The 17326-nt window shown below is 63.7% G+C and carries 15 protein-coding genes and 1 pseudogene; 2 read left to right on the top strand and 14 right to left on the bottom strand.

Features of this window, described 5'->3' with window-relative positions; all coding sequences use genetic code 11:
• Positions 1–30 precede the first annotated feature (30 nt).
• The gene (locus VQ044_RS01505; protein WP_327650887.1) at positions 31–1053 is read left to right on the top strand and encodes an efflux RND transporter periplasmic adaptor subunit; all 1023 of its coding nucleotides are present in this window, start codon (positions 31–33) and stop codon (positions 1051–1053) included.
• Positions 1050–4295, top strand: a complete 3246-nt coding sequence (locus VQ044_RS01500) for an efflux RND transporter permease subunit (RefSeq protein ID WP_327646386.1) — start codon at positions 1050–1052, stop codon at positions 4293–4295. Before VQ044_RS01505 ends, VQ044_RS01500 begins: the two co-directional genes overlap by 4 nt.
• A 135-nt stretch (positions 4296–4430) precedes the next feature.
• Here VQ044_RS01500 and VQ044_RS01495 read toward each other — a convergent pair whose 3' ends face one another.
• The 14 genes and pseudogenes from VQ044_RS01495 to VQ044_RS01430 form a co-directional block, all read right to left on the bottom strand.
• Positions 4431–4712 (bottom strand): ArsR/SmtB family transcription factor, encoded by a 282-nt coding sequence (locus tag VQ044_RS01495; RefSeq protein WP_327646388.1) that lies wholly within the window; start codon positions 4710–4712, stop codon positions 4431–4433.
• A gap of 251 nt (positions 4713–4963) precedes the next feature.
• A complete protein-coding gene (locus VQ044_RS01490) occupies positions 4964–7750 on the bottom strand; it encodes a molybdopterin dinucleotide binding domain-containing protein (protein ID WP_331827591.1) in 2787 nt (928 codons plus the stop codon).
• Positions 7747–8064 carry a hypothetical protein gene (locus VQ044_RS01485; RefSeq protein ID WP_331827590.1) on the bottom strand — a complete coding sequence of 106 codons (318 nt, stop codon included), beginning with the start codon at positions 8062–8064 and terminating at the stop codon, positions 7747–7749. Before VQ044_RS01485 ends, VQ044_RS01490 begins: the two co-directional genes overlap by 4 nt.
• Positions 8057–9208 carry an NrfD/PsrC family molybdoenzyme membrane anchor subunit gene (nrfD, locus tag VQ044_RS01480; protein ID WP_327646391.1) on the bottom strand — a complete coding sequence of 384 codons (1152 nt, stop codon included), beginning with the start codon at positions 9206–9208 and terminating at the stop codon, positions 8057–8059. The genes VQ044_RS01485 and nrfD overlap by 8 nt, the downstream gene beginning before the upstream one ends.
• A complete protein-coding gene (dsrO, locus tag VQ044_RS01475) occupies positions 9189–9968 on the bottom strand; it encodes a sulfate reduction electron transfer complex DsrMKJOP subunit DsrO (protein WP_327646393.1) in 780 nt (259 codons plus the stop codon). The genes nrfD and dsrO overlap by 20 nt, the downstream gene beginning before the upstream one ends.
• A 391-nt stretch (positions 9969–10359) precedes the next feature.
• On the bottom strand, positions 10360–11442 hold the full coding sequence (locus tag VQ044_RS01470) for a YncE family protein (RefSeq protein WP_331827589.1): 1083 nt from the start codon (positions 11440–11442) through the stop codon (positions 10360–10362).
• A 136-nt stretch (positions 11443–11578) separates the two neighbouring features.
• Positions 11579–12010 (bottom strand): hypothetical protein, encoded by a 432-nt coding sequence (locus tag VQ044_RS01465; protein WP_327646395.1) that lies wholly within the window; start codon positions 12008–12010, stop codon positions 11579–11581.
• A 350-nt stretch (positions 12011–12360) separates the two neighbouring features.
• Entirely contained in the window at positions 12361–12627 is a 267-nt protein-coding gene (locus VQ044_RS01460) for a YgaP family membrane protein (RefSeq protein WP_327646396.1), read from the bottom strand.
• Positions 12628–12975: 348 nt separating this feature from the next.
• Positions 12976–13074, bottom strand: a complete 99-nt coding sequence (locus VQ044_RS01455; RefSeq protein WP_331827587.1) for a hypothetical protein — start codon at positions 13072–13074, stop codon at positions 12976–12978.
• Positions 13075–13328: 254 nt separating this feature from the next.
• Positions 13329–13499 (bottom strand): annotated as a pseudogene (locus tag VQ044_RS01450) (ATP-binding cassette domain-containing protein); the annotation flags it as partial.
• Positions 13500–13820: 321 nt separating this feature from the next.
• On the bottom strand, positions 13821–14477 hold the full coding sequence (locus VQ044_RS01445) for a helix-turn-helix domain-containing protein (RefSeq protein WP_327650467.1): 657 nt from the start codon (positions 14475–14477) through the stop codon (positions 13821–13823).
• Between the two features lie 92 nt (positions 14478–14569).
• On the bottom strand, positions 14570–14899 hold the full coding sequence (locus tag VQ044_RS01440; protein WP_327646690.1) for a hypothetical protein: 330 nt from the start codon (positions 14897–14899) through the stop codon (positions 14570–14572).
• Positions 14900–15024: 125 nt separating this feature from the next.
• Positions 15025–15669 carry a response regulator FixJ gene (fixJ, locus tag VQ044_RS01435; protein WP_327646693.1) on the bottom strand — a complete coding sequence of 215 codons (645 nt, stop codon included), beginning with the start codon at positions 15667–15669 and terminating at the stop codon, positions 15025–15027.
• Entirely contained in the window at positions 15662–17194 is a 1533-nt protein-coding gene (locus VQ044_RS01430; RefSeq protein ID WP_327646689.1) for a PAS domain S-box protein, read from the bottom strand. The genes fixJ and VQ044_RS01430 overlap by 8 nt, the downstream gene beginning before the upstream one ends.
• Positions 17195–17326: the final 132 nt, after the last annotated feature.

The raw sequence follows: 17326 nt of genomic DNA, 5'->3' as shown, positions 1-17326 counted from the left end.
GCTCGATCGGCCCGTCAGCCAAAACCTGTGATGCGGAGACCTTTCATGGAATCCTTGCGGGCCGGAGGGTTCATTATCCTTGCCGCCGTGATGTCGTGGTCGGCGGCCGGCGCGGCGGAGTTCGTCGTGCGCGCGCAGACGATCGAGGAAACCAAGGCCGTCTTCGGTCAGGTCGAGGCTCGCGACGTGGTGCCCGCCCGGGCCCGCATCGGCGGGACGCTCCGACAGATCTCGGTCGACGAAGGTGCGCAGGTCGAGAAGGGCGAGGAGATTGCGCTTGTCGTGGACGACAAGATCGCGCTTCAGCTTGATGCGGCCGACGCGCAGATCCGGGCGTTGCAATCCCAACTTGGCAGCGTCCAGACAGATCTCAACCGTGCTCAGGAATTGTTGAAGCGTGGGATCTCGCCGCAATCGCGCGTCGATCAGGCCAGTTCCCAAGTGGACGTTTTGACGAACCAGGTCACCGCCGCCGAGGCCGACCGTGCCGTCATCGAGCAGTCCTCGCGCGAAGGTAAGGTTCTCGCGCCGGCATCCGGCCGGATCCTGACGATTCCGGTGACGCCGGGCTCGGTCATCATGGCTGGCGAAGCGGTCGCCCGTGTCGCCGGCGGGGGCTATTTCCTCCGTCTGTCGCTGCCCGAACGCCACGCGGCGGCAATCGTCGAGGGCGACACGGTCAAGGTCGGTCAACGAATGGTGTCGCGTTCAGCCAACGGTCATCCGCCGGAGCTGCGCGAAGGCCGGCTGGTCCAAGTCTATCCGGAAATTGCCGAGGGCAGGGTGCAGGCCGATGTCGAGGTGGAAGGGCTCGGCGATTACTTTGTCGGCGAACGGACCTTGGTGTGGATCCCCGTTGGTCGCCGGGATGCCATTGCCATTCCGCCGGAAGCTGTGACGACCCGCCACGGCGTTGACTATGTCCGCCTCGCCGGCGAACCGGACCCGCTGGATGTGGCCGTGATCCTCGGCGACAGGGTCATGGTCGACGGCAGCGAAAAAATCGAAGTCCTGAGCGGCCTGCGTGAGGGCGACCGGATCTTGCTGCCATGAATCTCGGAATTGCCGGTCGCCTGACCAAGAGCTTCATCGGTTCTCCGTTGACGCCGCTCTTCCTGCTCGCGGCCTTCGCGCTCGGACTGGTCGCGCTGGTTTCCCTTCCGCGCGAGGAAGAGCCTCAAATCTCGGTGCCGATGGTCGACATCCGGGTGCGCGCCGACGGGCTCAAGGCGGAAGATGCGGTCAAGCTTGTCACCGAGCCCCTGGAAACCATCGTCAAAAGCATCAATGGCGTCGAACACGTCTATTCGCAGACTGAGGACGACGGCGCCCTTGTCACCGCGCGGTTCGAGGTCGGCACCAGCGCTGATTCGGCGATCCTGCGCGTTCACGACAAGGTTTTCTCCAATCTCGACCGTATCCCGGTCGGCATCCCGGAACCGCTGATCGTCGGGCGCGGCATCGACGACGTCGCCATCGCCGTCGTTACATTGACGCCGACGGCGGAGGCCGCCGAACGCTGGACCGCCAACGGTCTGACCCGACTCGCCCGCGAGCTTCAGGTCGAACTGTCGAAGCTTCCCGATATCGGCCTCACCTACATCGTCGGACAGCAGCCCGAAGAGATCAGGATCGAGCCGGACCCCGAGCGTCTGTCGCTTTATGGGATCACGCTGCAGCAACTCACCGGCAAGATTCAGGGAGCCAACCGCTCGTTCCAGGCAGGATTGATCCGGGAAGGCGGCCAACAAGAAGTCCTGGTTGCGGGGCAGACGCTGCAGACGCTTCCGGAAATCGGCAATCTTCTGCTCACCGCCCGCGATGGTCGACCTGTCTATGTGCGCGACGTTGCCGATGTGGTGCTCGCCACGGACCCCAACGAGACACGGGTGACCGCGGTGCGCAGGAACGGGGAGGATTTGGAGCGCGTGCCGGCGGTCTCCCTGGCGATCGCCAAGCGGGCGGGAACCAACGCCGTGGTCATCGCGGAAGAGATCATCGATCGCCTGGAACAGGTGCGCGGCCAGATCTTTCCGGCGGATGTCGAGATGACGATCACGCGCAACTATGGCGAGACGGCCAACGAAAAAGCCAACGAACTGCTGTTTCATCTCGGCTTGGCGACCATCTCGATCGTCGTGCTGGTGGCTTTCGCGATCGGCTGGCGTGAGGCGATGGTCGTGGCCGTCGTGATCCCGACGACGATCCTGCTGACCCTCTTCGCCTCATGGCTGATGGGCTACACCCTCAACCGCGTCAGTCTTTTCGCGCTGATCTTCTCCATCGGCATTCTGGTCGATGACGCCATCGTGGTCATCGAGAACATCGCCCGCCATTGGGCGATGAAGGACGATCGCGGCCGCGCGGAAGCGGCGATCGAAGCGGTGGCCGAGGTCGGCAATCCGACCATCGTGGCGACATTGACGGTGGTGGCGGCACTTCTGCCGATGCTCTTCGTCTCCGGGTTGATGGGCCCTTATATGAGCCCGATTCCCGCCAATGCGTCGGCGGCGATGCTGTTTTCTTTCTTCGTCGCGGTGATGCTGACCCCCTGGCTGATGCTCAAGCTCGGCGGCAAGGGTGGGCACGGCAAATCAAACGTCGGTCACGACGCGATCGGACCTCTCGGCCGCTCCTACATCGCGGTCGCGCGCCCGATCCTGAAGACGCGGGCGCGGTCTTGGCTGTTTCTCATCATTGTGGGCATCGCGACGCTGGCCTCGCTGACGCTGCTTTATACCAAGGATGTCACCGTCAAGCTTCTGCCCTTCGACAACAAGAGCGACCTTCAGGTCGTGGTCGATCTGCCGGAGGGCTCGACGCTCGAGGATACCGACCGGGCGTTGCAGGCCATCGTGGAGCGGATGTCGCCGATCCCCGAGGTCGTCTCCTTCCAGACCTATGCCGGTACGTCGGCGCCGTTCAACTTCAACGGCCTGGTCCGGCACTACTATCTGCGGGCGGCGGCGCAGATGGGAGACGTTCAAGTGAACCTTCTTCCCAAGAACGAGCGCGACCGGCCCAGCCACGATGTCGCCCTGGACATTCGCAGCCGCCTCGCCGGACTCGATTTGCCCGAGGGCACGAGCGTCAAGGTAGTGGAGTCGCCGCCCGGCCCGCCGGTGCTCGCCACACTGCTGGCGGAGATCTATGGCCCCGATGCGCAGACGCGTCGCGCCGTCGCCGCGAAGGTGCGCGAGATATTCGCGTCGGTGCCGTTCATCGTCGACATTGATGATTCCTACGGCGTTCAGGCGACGCGCGCGCGCGCCAGCATCGATCAGGACAATCTCGAATATTACCGGGTCGAGCAAGGCGATATCTACGACACGATCCGGGCGCTCTATTCCGGCAACACGGTGGGGTATTCGCATCGCGGCGAGGGACGTCAGCCGATCCCGATCCGTATCGGGATGGCAAAAGGTGACCAGCGACTCGACGAGCGGGCGCTCGCCACGCCCGTTCCCGCCAACGCCTTGCCGGGCGAGAGGGGTATCGTGGAACTCGGCGACGTCGTGGCGATCACGCGCGAGCCCGCGTCTTTCCCGGTATTTCGCCGTAACGGTCGTGCCGCGGAAATGGTGACGGCGGAACTCGCCGGCACGTTCGAAGCGCCGATCTACGGCATGCTGGCCGTGGCGGACGCGATCGAAAAGGCCGATTGGGGCGATCTGCCCAAGCCGGTCATCGCGTTCAACGGCCAGCCGGATGACGAGAGCCATCCGACGCTTCTGTGGGACGGAGAGTGGGAGGTCACCTGGGTGACCTTCCGGGACATGGGCGCGGCGTTCATGGTGGCGATTCTCGCCATCTACATTCTCGTCGTCGCCCAGTTCAGCTCCTTCAAGCTGCCACTGGTCATCCTGACGCCGATTCCACTTACCTTCATCGGGATCATGTTCGGCCACTGGTTGTTCGCCGCGCCGTTCTCGGCGACGTCGATGATCGGCTTCATCGCGCTCGCCGGCATCATCGTGCGCAATTCCATTCTGCTGGTCGATTTCATTCGCCACACCCGTCACCCGGATCGCCCGCTCATCGACGTGCTTTTGGAAGCCGGCGCGATTCGCTTCAAGCCGATCCTTCTGACTGCGCTTGCGGCTATGATCGGCGCCGCGGTGATCCTGACCGACCCGATCTTTCAGGGGCTGGCGATCTCGCTGCTGTTCGGACTTGCGTCATCCACGGTGTTGACCGTTCTCGTCATACCGGCGATCTACGTGGCGCTGCGGGGCGAGGGCGCGCCCAAGACCTCCGTGGAGGATTCGGAGGTGAGCGCGGCAACGCCCGGCTGATGCATCGGTCGAGGACAGGAAGACTGATGTTGACGCTGCGCCGTCTCGCGGGTGGTTTGCGTGTCTGTCCACGCGAACAGGCGCCGAGGATCGCCCTTGGTCCAACGCGCGCTGCAATTTGGCGGAAGCGCCAGGTCAGTCTTTGCCCGTGTTCCTTTCGACCAACAGGCCGGCGAAGAGACGTTGGAGCGTGACCAGCAGCTCCGTGATCTGCGGGTTCGCGAGCCTGTACCAGACGGTTGGGCCGTCCCGTCGAGAGGCGACCACTCCGGCCGCCCGCATCTTGGCCAAGTGCTGAGAAAGGGCCGATTGCGACAGCCCGACCGTCCGGGCGAGCGCGCTGACGTTCACCTCGCGCTCCTTTACCAACTCGCCGACGATCAGAAGCCGCCGCTCATTCGCGAGGATGCGCAGCAAGTCCCCCGCAGCCGTCGCCTTTCGCTCCGTTGCCGGATTTTCGGACGAACTATTTTTCATTTTTCACGGTGAAACCCATTGGTACTTTGTATGGGCGCAATGGAATTTGATTCCGCAATCGATTTCTCCAAGAATCAATTCTGTCGCTCCATTCGCGGTGCCTTGAGATGTTGCCGCGGCCAGCTCCGAATATTCGGAGGGCCGCGGCCGCCGAAGGCGCATCGGCATCGGTTGCCGATATCACGCCTGCCTCAGGCCATGGCCCGGCTGACCCTCACGGGCAGGCCCTGGCGCACGCTGGCGCCGCTGATCGGCTCCAGCCATGTGCCGGCGACGCGGCGTGTCGGGTCGGCGAAGCCCAGATCGTTGAGGTTCACCCCCGCTCCGATCCACTCGTTGCCGGGACGCTCCTGCCCATCGATGACATGGGTGCCGGCGCCCAGTTCCCGGTGGCCGAAGCCGTGCTCGATGCCCAGGCAACCGCGCATGACCCCGTCGCCGACCAGCGCGAGGCCTGTCACCGTGCCCCCGGGGCTTTCGATGCGGATGGTGTCGCCGTGGCTGATCCCCAGCCGGGCGGCATCGTCGCGATGCATCAGGATCGGGTTGTACGGCTTGATCATCCGCAGCCGTTCCAGCCCGATGGCGTAAGGGTTCATCAGGTTCGACTTGTAGGAGAACGCCAGCAAGGGCCAATCGTCCTCGCTATAGACCTCGCGCATGGGGCTGCCGTCGGCCAGTTCGGCCTGCCTGAACTGGGGCACGCCCCGGTGCCGCTGGCCGGTCTGACTGTCGATCGCCGTGCCCACATCTTCATTGTAGACGCAAAGCGTGCGTTTCCACGGATTGCCCAGGTTCTCGCCATCATGTGCAGCCTTGTAAGGCTGGAAGCGGCCACCGCGGGAATAGAGATAGGCGACGGCGCCACGCTCTTCCTCCGGAAGCACAGCCTCGATTTTGGGCAGCAGCAGGTCCAGCCCGCTCAGCGCCACATCCTCCTCGCTCGCGTCCGGCAGCCGATCGCCCAGATAGGCGATATTGGCTCCTGCACGCAGGAAGAAATCCTCGGCGCTTTCGAGCGGCAGCAGGGTTCCGTCGGCCGCCGGGATCGCCTCGGCGCCGAAACCGGTCAGCCCCAGCTGTTTCGCAGTGGCAATGAAGAACGTCTCCATGCTCACCGGTTGGCCGCCCTCCGTTTTCTGCTGGCGCGGCTCGACCACCGGCCAACAGGCCGTGGTCATCTTGGTCAGGTTGCCCGACCATGCCCCGGTAAACCCCCAGACCTCGTACATCACCGAATCCGGCACGATGTAGTCGGCATACAGGTTGGTCTCGTTGATGAAGCCGTCCACTGCTACGTACAAACCGAGTTTCTTGGGGTCGGCGAGCTTCTCCTCGATCAGGGTGTGCAACCCGGCCTGACCGTAGATCGGGTTGGCCATGCACCCGATCAGCGCCTTGATCGGATAGGGATAGCCGTCGAGCGCGGAGGACAGGTGCTCGGTCAGCGTCGGTGGCGCGAGCGACCGCCAAGGCGCCGTTGCTGGATAGGGGTTCTCGCCGGCCGCGACCTTGCGCTTGTATTCCGATGATTTCTCGTAGGGAAACCCCGAGCGGGAGAGGAAGAGCCCCTTCGGCTTGCGCATGCCGGGGAAGGTTTTCAGATCATAGCGCGGACCCTTGCCCATGCCGTTGAAACTGCCGCCGCCTTGGGCGGAGCCGCCGGTGTGGTTTATCGACCCGGCCAGCAGATTCAGCATTTGCACGCCGAAGGTGGCGTAGAATCCGGTGCTCGACATCATGCCGCCATGGCTGTCCGAGACCGCACGGCGGCCCGCCGCCTTGAACCGCTCCGCGATGTCGACGATCCGCGCTTCGGGGATGCCGCACTCGGCGGCATAGTCGGCCAGCGAACGCTCCTGGGCGGATTCGAGCAGCAAGGCGAGGCTACTTTTCACCGCGACCGTCGCGCCATCGGGAAAATCGACCCGAGCCGACACGAAAAGGCTCGCCTTGCCGGCCGCATCGGACGACACAAGGCCATCGTCGGCCATGACCATCGCCGCGTCATCGTCGGCCCCCGCTTCGGCCTGTCCAAGGTCGGAGCGGCGCAGGAAGTGTCCCTGCCGCGCATGCCCGTCCTCGACGATCACCAGATGGGTCGCGTTGGTGTGACCCACCTCGCCAGCCGCCTTTGCCGCCTTGCCCGACGGCAGGGCCAGGAAATCGGCGGCATAGCCGTCGTTCTCCAGCAGCCAGCGAATCAGTGCCATCGCCAATGCGGTATCGGTGCCGGGCCGGACTGGAACCCAGTTCGATGACGCTCCTGCCGATTTGGTAACCGAGGCATTCAACGCCGGGTCGACCACGACATAGTCCAGATTGCCGCGCGCCCTGGCTTCGGCGATCAGTCGTCCCTGCCGCTTGAACGGGTTGCCCGCCTGGCTGGGTGCTGTGCCGATGAACAGGCCGAAAGTGGCGCTGGCGAAGTCCGGCTTCGTGTGCGCGTACTTCTTCATGTCGTTCATGACCGCACCCGAACCCATTCGGAACGCCAGTCCGCAATAGGATCCGTGATGGCCGTAATTGCGGGTGCCGAAAGCGTTGAACACGAATCGCTTGAGCAGAGCCGAACGGCCGTAATCCGTCGCCTCCATCACCAGAAGCTGGTTGGTCTTCGGCCCGTATTCGGGATTGTTCGGATCGATCGGCGTCTCGTAGTCGTTGATCGCGCGCAGGCCCTCCACCGGACCTTCGCCGAACAGATCGCCGCCCTCGCAGATCTCCTCGATCACCTGCTCGAAGGGGACTTGCGTCCACTGGCCGCTGCCGCGCGGCCCGGTGCGTTTCAGGCAGTGGGTCACGCGGTGCGGGCTGGTGATCTGGGCGATCATCGCATTGCCACGCGCGCAGGCCGTCGAGCGGTTTTCCTGTCCCTGGTCCTGCCAGGCGCTGACGCTGCGCAGCGCCTCCTTGACCGGTGTGGCGTGGTCCAGGTGCTGATCCGCCGAGAGCGGATTGTACGGGTTGCCGGTCACGCGCAGAACTTGGCCGGTCTTGTTGTCAATCCGGACGCGAACGCCGCACTTTGTCGTGACTTTGTCGTGCAACCGTAGCAGACCGTGAAGGCCATGCGCTGGTCCGGGTTGGGGGTGAGCTCTCCGGTGTCGAGATCGACGCGATATTCCGGTGCCGGCGCATTGCCGAAGATCGGATGCTTGGGCTTCTCGCCGGCGCTGCCCGACAGCCCGGCGGCCATCTTTTCCAGCGGTTCGGCATAGCCTGCGGCGAAGGTGGCCGCGCCACCGGCGGCGACGGCGCCCTGAAGCAGTCTGCGACGTGTCTTATCCATAGCTTGGCTCTCCTTCGATGCCCGAGATCTCGGGTACTTCCGCGTGGCCGCCGAGGGCGGCGCGCCAGGGCACGAAAAGATTGATGATCAGGACGACGGCCAGCCAAAGACCGAAGGTGCCGACGATGCCCAGAAGACCCTGCGACCCGAGCGAGATGCTGTAGTCGTTGTATCCGGCGCTGTTTCGCGCCACGGTCTGCACATCCATCAACACGGTCCAGCGGAACATCCAGGCGACATGAAGCGCCAGGAGGCCGACGATCCAGCGAAAGCCGCGCAGCGGCCGTATGACCACCATCAGGCCGGCGCTGAGGAACAGCAGGACGCCGGCGCCCGCGGCCCAGAATGCGACGCCTCGCCATTCGGGATTCAGGCGGACCGACTCGAGCGCCGCTGCCACCGACCCTTCGTTCAGCATGAGACCTTGGGCAAACCATCCGGCCGCGGCGAGGCCCGCCAGAACGGTTGTGCCGAGGATCACGGCCAGCATCTGATTGCCGCCGGTCAGATAGCGCAGACCGGAAAAGCGATTGAGGACCAACACCAGACCCGCGGCGCCGATGACCCCGGTCAGGAGGAACATCGCCGGCAGATATTCCGTGTGCCACAGCGGCCGGCCCTTGAGCACCGCGACCTCGGCCCCTGTATAAAGCATGACCGCTAGCGACATGACGATCGCGGCCAGCCCGGTCAGAACGATTAGCCAGTGCGGACTCTTCCAGCCCCCCAGCGGCGCGATGCGTCCGACGGCACCCTGCAGTCCGGGCGCGTTGGCCCAGGCTTTCAGCGGCTCGCGCCAGACCAGCCAGGCCAAGACCACCACCAGGCCGACATAAAGCGGCAGGAACAGGCTGCCCAGCGACATCCAGGACCACGGCGTCGGATAGGCGTAGAAATGCCAGAAACGGAGCGGTTGGTGCAGGTCTGCCAGAAGCGAGACAGGCGCGACCACGGCGGTGGACATCGCCGCCAGCAACGCCAGCCGCGCCGTCGGCTTCCAGCGATCGCTGCCGAAGATCAGGCCGGGCACGGTCAGCCAGAGCGCGCCGTAGGACAGCGCGATCAGGAAAAAATACTGCACGGCCCAAGGATACCAGGCGATGCCATAGCGCGGGGCGATCAGCTCAATGCTCAGCGAATTCATAACCCAACTCCTGTCCTTCCTCGCCGCGCACATCCCAAAGTCCCGGAACGGCCTGGGGCCGGTCGACGAACCGCTCGTCCATGCCGAGATAGAAGACATGCGGCCGCGTGTTCTTCTCCGGCTGAAGCACCATCAGTTCGTCTCGATGCGCCTCGATCATCTTGGAAATCTGGCTGTTCGAATCGTTCAGGTCGCCGATGATCCGCGCACCCCCCACGCAGGATTCGACACAGGCCGGCAACAGCCCGGCCTCCAGTCGATGAGCGCAGAACGTGCATTTGTCGGCGGTCTGGGTCCGCTCGTTGATGAACCTTGCGTCATACGGGCAAGCCTGCACGCAGTAGGCGCAACCCACGCAGCGGTCGCTGTCGACGACGACGATGCCGTCCTCACGTTGGTACGTGGCCTGAACCGGGCATACCGGCACGCAGGGCGGGTTGTCGCAATGGTTGCACAGGCGCGGCAACATGAATTGGGCCAACTCGCCCGTCTCCACGCTTTCGACCTCGTATTGCGAGACGATCGTGCGGAACTTGCCCAAAGGCGCTTCGTTTTCGATGTGGCACGATACGGTGCAGGCTTGGCAGCCGATGCAGCGGCGCAGGTCGATCAGCATGGCGTAGCGCTTGGCGGGGTCGCCGCCGCGGCGCGGGGGCTGTTCGTTGATCGCAGCGTTGGCCACGCCGGCAAACGGCACGAATGCCGCGCCAGCGCTGATACGCGCGATCTGCCCTAGAAAAAGTCGGCGGGCGTTGTCCATGATGCCTCCGTTCTGATCGCGATTCGCCGACGCTGTTCGACGACTTTCGTCAGACCGTTGGTGCTCCGATGTTGCGACGCACGCTTTGACCTGGATCAAGCGAAATGCGGCCCCTTGCGCCAAGGGTGTTCAGCCGCGAGCGAGTCACCCCAGCGGTAACGAAAACCTTAATATTTTTTTTAAAAACCATGTGGATAGCGGCGTTGTGGCCGACGCGAAATCTCATCCGGCAACATACATGATCGAATTGTGCGGCGCCGAAATCGGCATCTCGCGGGCCGAGCCGATCTGGACGAAGTGTCCACTCCTTCCAATCCGGCGTGCCACAGGTGGAAGGGCGGCTGACGGGCCGCCCTTCCCATTTTGCTTGTCGTGGAAGCGGGACGTCCGCTCAACTCGAAGGGACGATCACCATCTGATGGGCTGTGCCCTCGACTTTCACCTCACTGATCGTGCTCAGGTCATTGACGTCCAGCACCCAGACCTTGGGCTCCTCGGCGCTGCTGACATAGATCTTGCCTGTTCCTGGGATCGTTCTCAGGTGGTAGGGCGCCGGCGCCAACTCGGCGAAGCTGACCTCGCCGCTGTCGAGATCGACCCGGCCGATCCGGCCGGTCTCCCGCACTGCGGCGAACAGCGTCTTGCCGTCCTCTGACAAATCGAGGCCATGCAGCATTCCGCCCATCTCGAAGCTGCGGCGAACCGTCATCGTCTCAGGGTCGATCTCGCTGACCGTGCCGTCGCCGTCATTGGTGACGTACAGGGCGCTTTCGTCCGCGGCCATCACCAGGTGCCCGGGATTGGCGCCGGTGGCGACCGTCGGCCCCGCCGTCCAGCCATCGACGGCGATGCGGCTGACGGTGCCGGCGCCGGCATTGCCGACGAACAGCGCCTCGCCATCCTTGCTGAAGATGGCGTAGTTCGGCGTCGCCGCGGTCTTTACCGTCGTGATCAGTTCGAAGTCCTCGAGCCCGATCACCGAGACAGCGTCGGCGTTGATCAGCGTCACCACGGCGAAGCGCCCGTCCGGGCTGACCGTGACGTGATGCACGGCGCCCGGCACGTCGACCTTGCGCAGGATCTCGCCGCTTTTGCGGTCGATGATCGAAACCGTGCTGACGAGCTCGTCGGACGGTTTCGCGGAGGTCTTCTCCGACATCCCGTGGTGCGCCTCATGGTCCTCCTCGGAGACGCCGACAGGCTTTGCGGGCGCCTCTCCCGCCGAACGAGCGGAGAGGCTTCCGGCGATCAGCAGGCGCCCGTCCGGGGTTCCGGCCAGCCCATGCACCGCCTCGGTTCCGGAGATACGGTCGACCTCGGCGTCCGTCGCCGCGTCGATGGCCAGAATCTGGTTCTCCTCGCCGAGCGGTATGTAGACCAACGGCTCCGCATGGACGGAATCGAGGCCAAAGAGCACCATCGCCAGGGCGATCGGTGCGGCGGAGTGGAGGAAGCGTCGGTGGGTTCTCATCATTGTCTCCAGTTTTTTAGGGATTCAGCATTTGCGACGAGAACGGCCGGCGCGGCGCAAACCCCGGCACTGCCGGGGGCTGCATCGCAAGGCGGCGTCGCGACAGGGAGCCGCGATGGACGCCGGCCGTCCGTAAAAATCAGCTGATCGGGGGGTGGTGAGGCGGGCTTTCCGTCCGTTCCCGGAGCGGGTCGGAGACCGTGGCGATCACCCGGTTCGATCCTTGCGCTCGCAGCAGCGGGCGCTCCGGCGCGACGAAGAAATGCACGCATGGCGCGTGCTGAGGGCACGCGGCGGCGGGGAGAAGGGCTTGCCCGGCATCGGCCTCGCCATCTATGGCGGCCGCGTTCAGGAAACAGCGACCCGTCTCATCTCCGGTGGGTGCGTTCGCCTGGACGGCCGACCAGCCGCATTCGGTCATGGCCATCGGTCCGGCTGCGGCTCCGTGACCGAGGCCCGAGAGCACCAGGGCGAGGACGGCGAGAACGCCGACAAACAGGCTGAACGCCGGTCGACGCGCGTACTGCGTCAGAACCGGACGCCGGTGCTGTCCCGACCGTGCTGTGACCATCCGTAGTTCACCTTTCCCCCACGGATTCCCTTGGGGCGTGATGCGCGTCAAGCGCCGTCTTCCAGCAGGCTGAGCGCGCCTTTGAAGTCCTTCGGATTGCCCTTGCGCACCGGTATGGTCGCCTTGTGTTTGTGTCGGCTCACTATTTCTCCCCCGCCGTCTGCCAGTCAATTCCGGCATCGCCGAAAGGCAAGACAACGCCGCTCGGACTCTCCCTGACGTTGCTCACCCGGGAGACGCTGACGGCGGAGGAATTCGCGCCGCCGCAAAGAGGCCGGTAAATCGCGGCGGGTTCGCCCGGCGTCGCGCGGTCGCCGAAGGCCGCGGTGAAGGCCCTCAAGGCAAACGGATCATAGCCGGCTCGACGGGCGGTCCGAGGGAGGCGCCGAGGTCTTTGCGGCATTTCCGGTGGCGGACCGACTGCAGGTGCTGGCGCCGAACAGGGCGTAGGCGGGACAGAACCGGATGAGCGCAGTGAGGACGAGGATCGCGGCGACGGCATAGGCCACCCACGACCAAGGCGATACCAGCGACGCATAGGCATAGGTGGCGAGCGCAATGCCGAAAAGGATTCGGATAACACGGTCGGCGGCGCCGACATTGGCGGTACTGAACATGGAAAGACCTCCTGCTTGGGTTGAGGTCGGGCGAGCCCATTGTGCCATCGGGTACGGCGCCCGCCGATTGATCAGATTTCGTTGATCGGCACCTACAGATACCGTTTTCCGGACGCGTCCGGCTTGCCTGTCGCGGGAATGAACCGGCCCGATCGCGAAGGCCGCGCGTGGGCCTTGCCCGGCTTTGACGGTTGCCCGGATTGCGGATTGATCTGTCGGGTCATCGCGTTCGCCTCATCGGTCGATGGTGCACATTCGCAGGGCGAAACCGACGCGACATTGATCTGGATCAGTGAAGTTGTCGATGATCATCCGCATTCGAGTGGCGGCCGATCTCGCCCAGGATTTCTACGAGATTNTCCCGCATTTGGCGCCGCTGGCCGATCGCGACGGCGGCAAGCGGTTGACGCCGCCGCACTTGCTGCAAACCACACGAGTCTCGGTCATTCCGCTCTCCCTCCGCCTGGTTGGGTGCGACAGCCGGCTGCGTCCGACGGCATGTTTCCATCACCGTCATCCTCGCGCCCAGATCCGAAGCGGCCGACACTGCCGTAGTGACTCCGGGCGGCCTGTACCTCTCGTCATGATGCACATTGTCTCGATCGATTGTTTGACCTTGCGCAAGTCGCGGCATTCTCTCGTCCTCCAATGGTTCAAAAACCATACTTCAGGGAGGACCACTTCCCTAGGGGCACACCAGTCAACGCCCGGTCGGAACTGCTGGTCAGATCTTCGCCCTGAAACGTCACCCGGCCGGCGCTCGCGTGATCGAGTCCTCCCATGATGTTGAGGAGTGTCGACTTTCCCAAGCCGGACGGACCCAGCATGACGACGAATTCGCCGGCCTCGAGTTCGGCGTCGACGCCGCGCAAGGCCCAGACCTCGACGCCGCCGGTCCGGTAGACCTTGGTGACCCCCTACATCTGGAAGACTGGAGTGACGCTGGACATGCTGGCCAGCTTATTGGTCGTGCGGCCTCGGCACGTTGACCTCCGTCAATTCCAGTTGCCGAGCGGCGCATCGGGCTCGCGGAAGCCCGCGTCTTAGCCGGACATCNACATTCGCAGGGCGAAACCGACGCGACATTGATCTGGATCAGTGAAGTTGTCGATGATCATCCGCATTCGAGTGGCGGCCGATCTCGCCCAGGATTTCTACGAGATTGCGCTGAACGTGATCGCGAGCGCATATCGTCATGCACCGATCTCCAGAAGAGCCCGTCGTCGCAGAATGCGGATATCGCGCGAATCGACCAGCTCGATGAGCCGCTGTTCCTTGAGCCTGGTGAACGTCCGCGACACCGTCTCGATGGTCAGGCCGAGATGGTCCGCGATATCCATTCGCGACATCGGCAGATGGACATGCTCCAGGTCACCCTGTCGCTCGACCATCTCGGCGAGGAAGCTCGCAACGCGTTCGAAGGCGGAGTGCCGAGCGAGCACCAAAAGATACCGTTGAGTCGTTCTCAGGCTCTGCAACGCCAAAGACAGTATGTCTGGATCGACACCATCACTGGTCGAAAGAGGACGCCGGCAGATCCCGATGGCATTGATCGCCTCGGCAAAGAATTCTCGCTCCACGCCGGCTTCGAAGCCGAACGTTTCGCCCGCCAGATGGAATGCGATGATCTGCCGGCGGCCATCGGCCAGCAAGCGATAGACGCGAACCGCGCCGAACTCGACCCGGTAGAGATTGCCGGCCGGATCGCCCGCGGCGTAAATTTCCGCGCCTGCCTGGAAGAAGCTGACGATCTGCGGGCGGGGCGATGCGGCAGCAGAGGGAAACGCCCGGTGATCGATCGTGAAGGGATGCGACCGCAAGGGCGACTGGGCGAGGGTGGAAGCGAGCATTGTTGTTTCCCTTTTCCGTTCTGGTGGGGAAACAATGGCGCCGATCATGGTCGCCCGAAATTCGGTTATGTCCTTAGGGAAATTACGTAGCCTCAGCGCGTTGCCGGACTTCCGGCAATGTTTTCAAGCTTTTGAATCAAAGCGTTGCCCAGAAATGGCTTGGTCAGAATTGTCAGTTGGGCAAAGTCGGTCGGAGGGGGCCGCTTATCCATCAGAAAAATGACCGGCGCGCCGAGACGTTCGAGCGCATCCCATTCGGAGGTGTGATCGCGCACCGCATTTTCGTCGACGATCGCGCAGTCCAACCATCTGACGCGCGGCGATGCGAGAGCCGAGGTGAGTCCGGCATGCGAATCCACCTCGTACATTTCCGCTTCGAGCGCGAATTCGAGCGATTTGCGAAAATCACGGTCGGGCGCCACGACAAGAATCAGGCCGATTGTCTCCACGATACGGGATGCTCCGGACATATGCGTCGCGAGCCGGGCAATGCCCGACCCTTGTTGGTGCAATATCCGTTCTTGGAGAGGCCGCGCCTTGCGTCAGATCAATTTGACCGGTCCCGTGCGCTCGTCGCCGTCCGCTCACCACCCATGTCCACCAGCAGTGCCATGCGGACAAGTTCGGCAAGGCTGCCAGCCTGCATCTTCACCATGATATTGGCGCGGTGAACCTCGACCGTGCGCGGGCTGATATTGAGGTCGAAGGCGACGGATTTGTTGGGAAGCCCTCTCACAACGCCAGACAGGACCTCAGATTCGCGTTCGGTCAATGTCGTGATCCTGGCTTGGATCGCCTGAACATCGACGCCGTCGAGTCGTTGCTCGAGCTCGGCGGCGGCGCGATGAATCGCCGCGATCAACACCTCATCCTCAAACGGCTTTTCGATGAAATCGAGCGCACCGGCCTTCATGGCTTCCACCGCCATCGGCACGTCGCCATGGCCGGTGACGACGATCGCCGGCATCAGTGCCTGCGCGTCCTTCAGACGATGCAGCAAGTCGACGCCGCTCATATCCGGCATGCGCAGATCGGTCACCAGGCAGCTTTTCCCAAGCCCGGGCGCGGCCGCTAGAAAGGCCGTCGCCGAGCCGTGCACGCGCACCGTGAAGCCGACCATGGTCAGCAGGAAGGCGAGCGACTTTCTCACTGCCTCCTCGTCGTCGACGATGTGAACCGTATAGTCACCGATCTCCATTCGAGACCTCCTTCATCGCCGGCAGCGTGAAGCGGAATGTGGCGCCGCCCTTGTCGTTGCCACTCGCCGATATGTTGCCGCCATGGGCCTCCACGATGCGCTTGGAGATGGCGAGGCCGACGCCCATACCGGTGGATTTGGACGTAACGAAGGGCTTGAACAACTGGGCCCCGATCTCGTCGATGATTCCCGTTCCCGTGTCGGAGACTTCCACCACGATATCGCCGCGTCCGTTGGAAGCGGTTCGGATGAGAAGCTCCCGCACTTCGCTGCTGCGCATGGCATCCATCGCGTTACGCATGAGATTCACCAGCACCTGTTGCACCTGAATCTTGTCCACGATGACCATGTCGGCGCCGGGGCTGAACTCGAAAATCGAGCGCACACCCAACTGCCGTGATCCGACCAGCGCCAGCGCCCCGGCTTCCTCGACCAGCACGCGGATATTTTCCGGGGTCTTCTCGGTTTCCCCGCGCGTTACGAATTCGCGCAGATGCCGGATGATCTGGCCGGCGCGGAGCGATTGTCGGACAATCTCTTCCAGCGCTTCGCGCATGCGGATCGCCAGCGCGTCGTCCATATCGCGCAGCAGCCGGGTGCAGCCCTGGGCATAGTTGGAGATCGCCGACAGAGGCTGGTTGAGTTCGTGGGCGAGGGTCGATGCCATTTCGCCGAGATCGCTGAGGCGTCCAAGCCTTGCCATCTCGCCCTGGATTTCCTGCAGCCGCGCCGCCGACTCCTCGCGCTCCGTCAGATCGCGAATGAACCCGGTGAAAAAGATCGAGTCGCCCATCCTCATCTCACCGACCGCCAGCTTCATGGGAAAGGTGGAGCCATCCTTTCGCTGTCCGACCACGACGCGGTCAACGCCGATGATCCGCTTTTCGCCCGTGGTCAGGTAGCGTTGCAGATAGCCGTCATGCTCACCGCGATAGGGTTCGGGCATCAAGACCCGGACGTTCTGACCGACGATCTCGTCCTCGCTATAGCCGAACTGGCGCGTCGCGGCAGCATTGAAGGATACGATCTTGCCGTCCCGTTCAATCACGACAGTCGCGTCGAGAACCGTGTCGAGGATCGAGCGCAGGTGCATCTCGCGGGCATCGAGGGCGCGTTCGGTCGTCGCGATTTTTTCCAGGGCATGACGCAGCGCCGCGCCGGCCAGAGTGATAACGCCGCCGGCCGTGACAAAGCCGACGGCGGTCAGAAGATCGCCGGAGAGCGCCGTCGATGACCTGCCGAAATAAAGCGAGCCGATCAGGGAGAGGACAAGCGCGAGCAGACCTGGCCAGATTCCCCCGGAGATGGAGGCGAAGAGAATCGCTGGCACGAACCAGGCGATGGGCGGATCATCAAGACCGCCCGGCAGCATAATGCCGAGCGCGACCGTTGCGACGACGGCCACCAGTGCCAGGGCATAAGCTGGAAGCCCTTCCGTCCGGACTGCGCCGGCCGCCCGCAGCAGAGGGCCTTTTGCTGCGGGGGTCCCATTACGTGGCACCATTGGTTGGTCGGACATCGCCTTGGAACCTTGCTGGAGCATTTCGGGGCCAGAAAACAGTAAACTCTGACAGGATCAAGAGAGCGCGGCGGCACGGATCTTCGGTGGGGCAGCCGAGGGACGGAAGCGAAGACGATCCACGTTGACCCC

Origin of the sequence: Aurantimonas sp. C2-5-R2 (assembly GCF_036549495.1) — a bacterium.
Taxonomy (GTDB): Bacteria; Pseudomonadota; Alphaproteobacteria; order Rhizobiales; family Rhizobiaceae; genus Aurantimonas; species Aurantimonas coralicida_A.
This window is presented reverse-complemented; position numbering and strand designations above follow the sequence as displayed.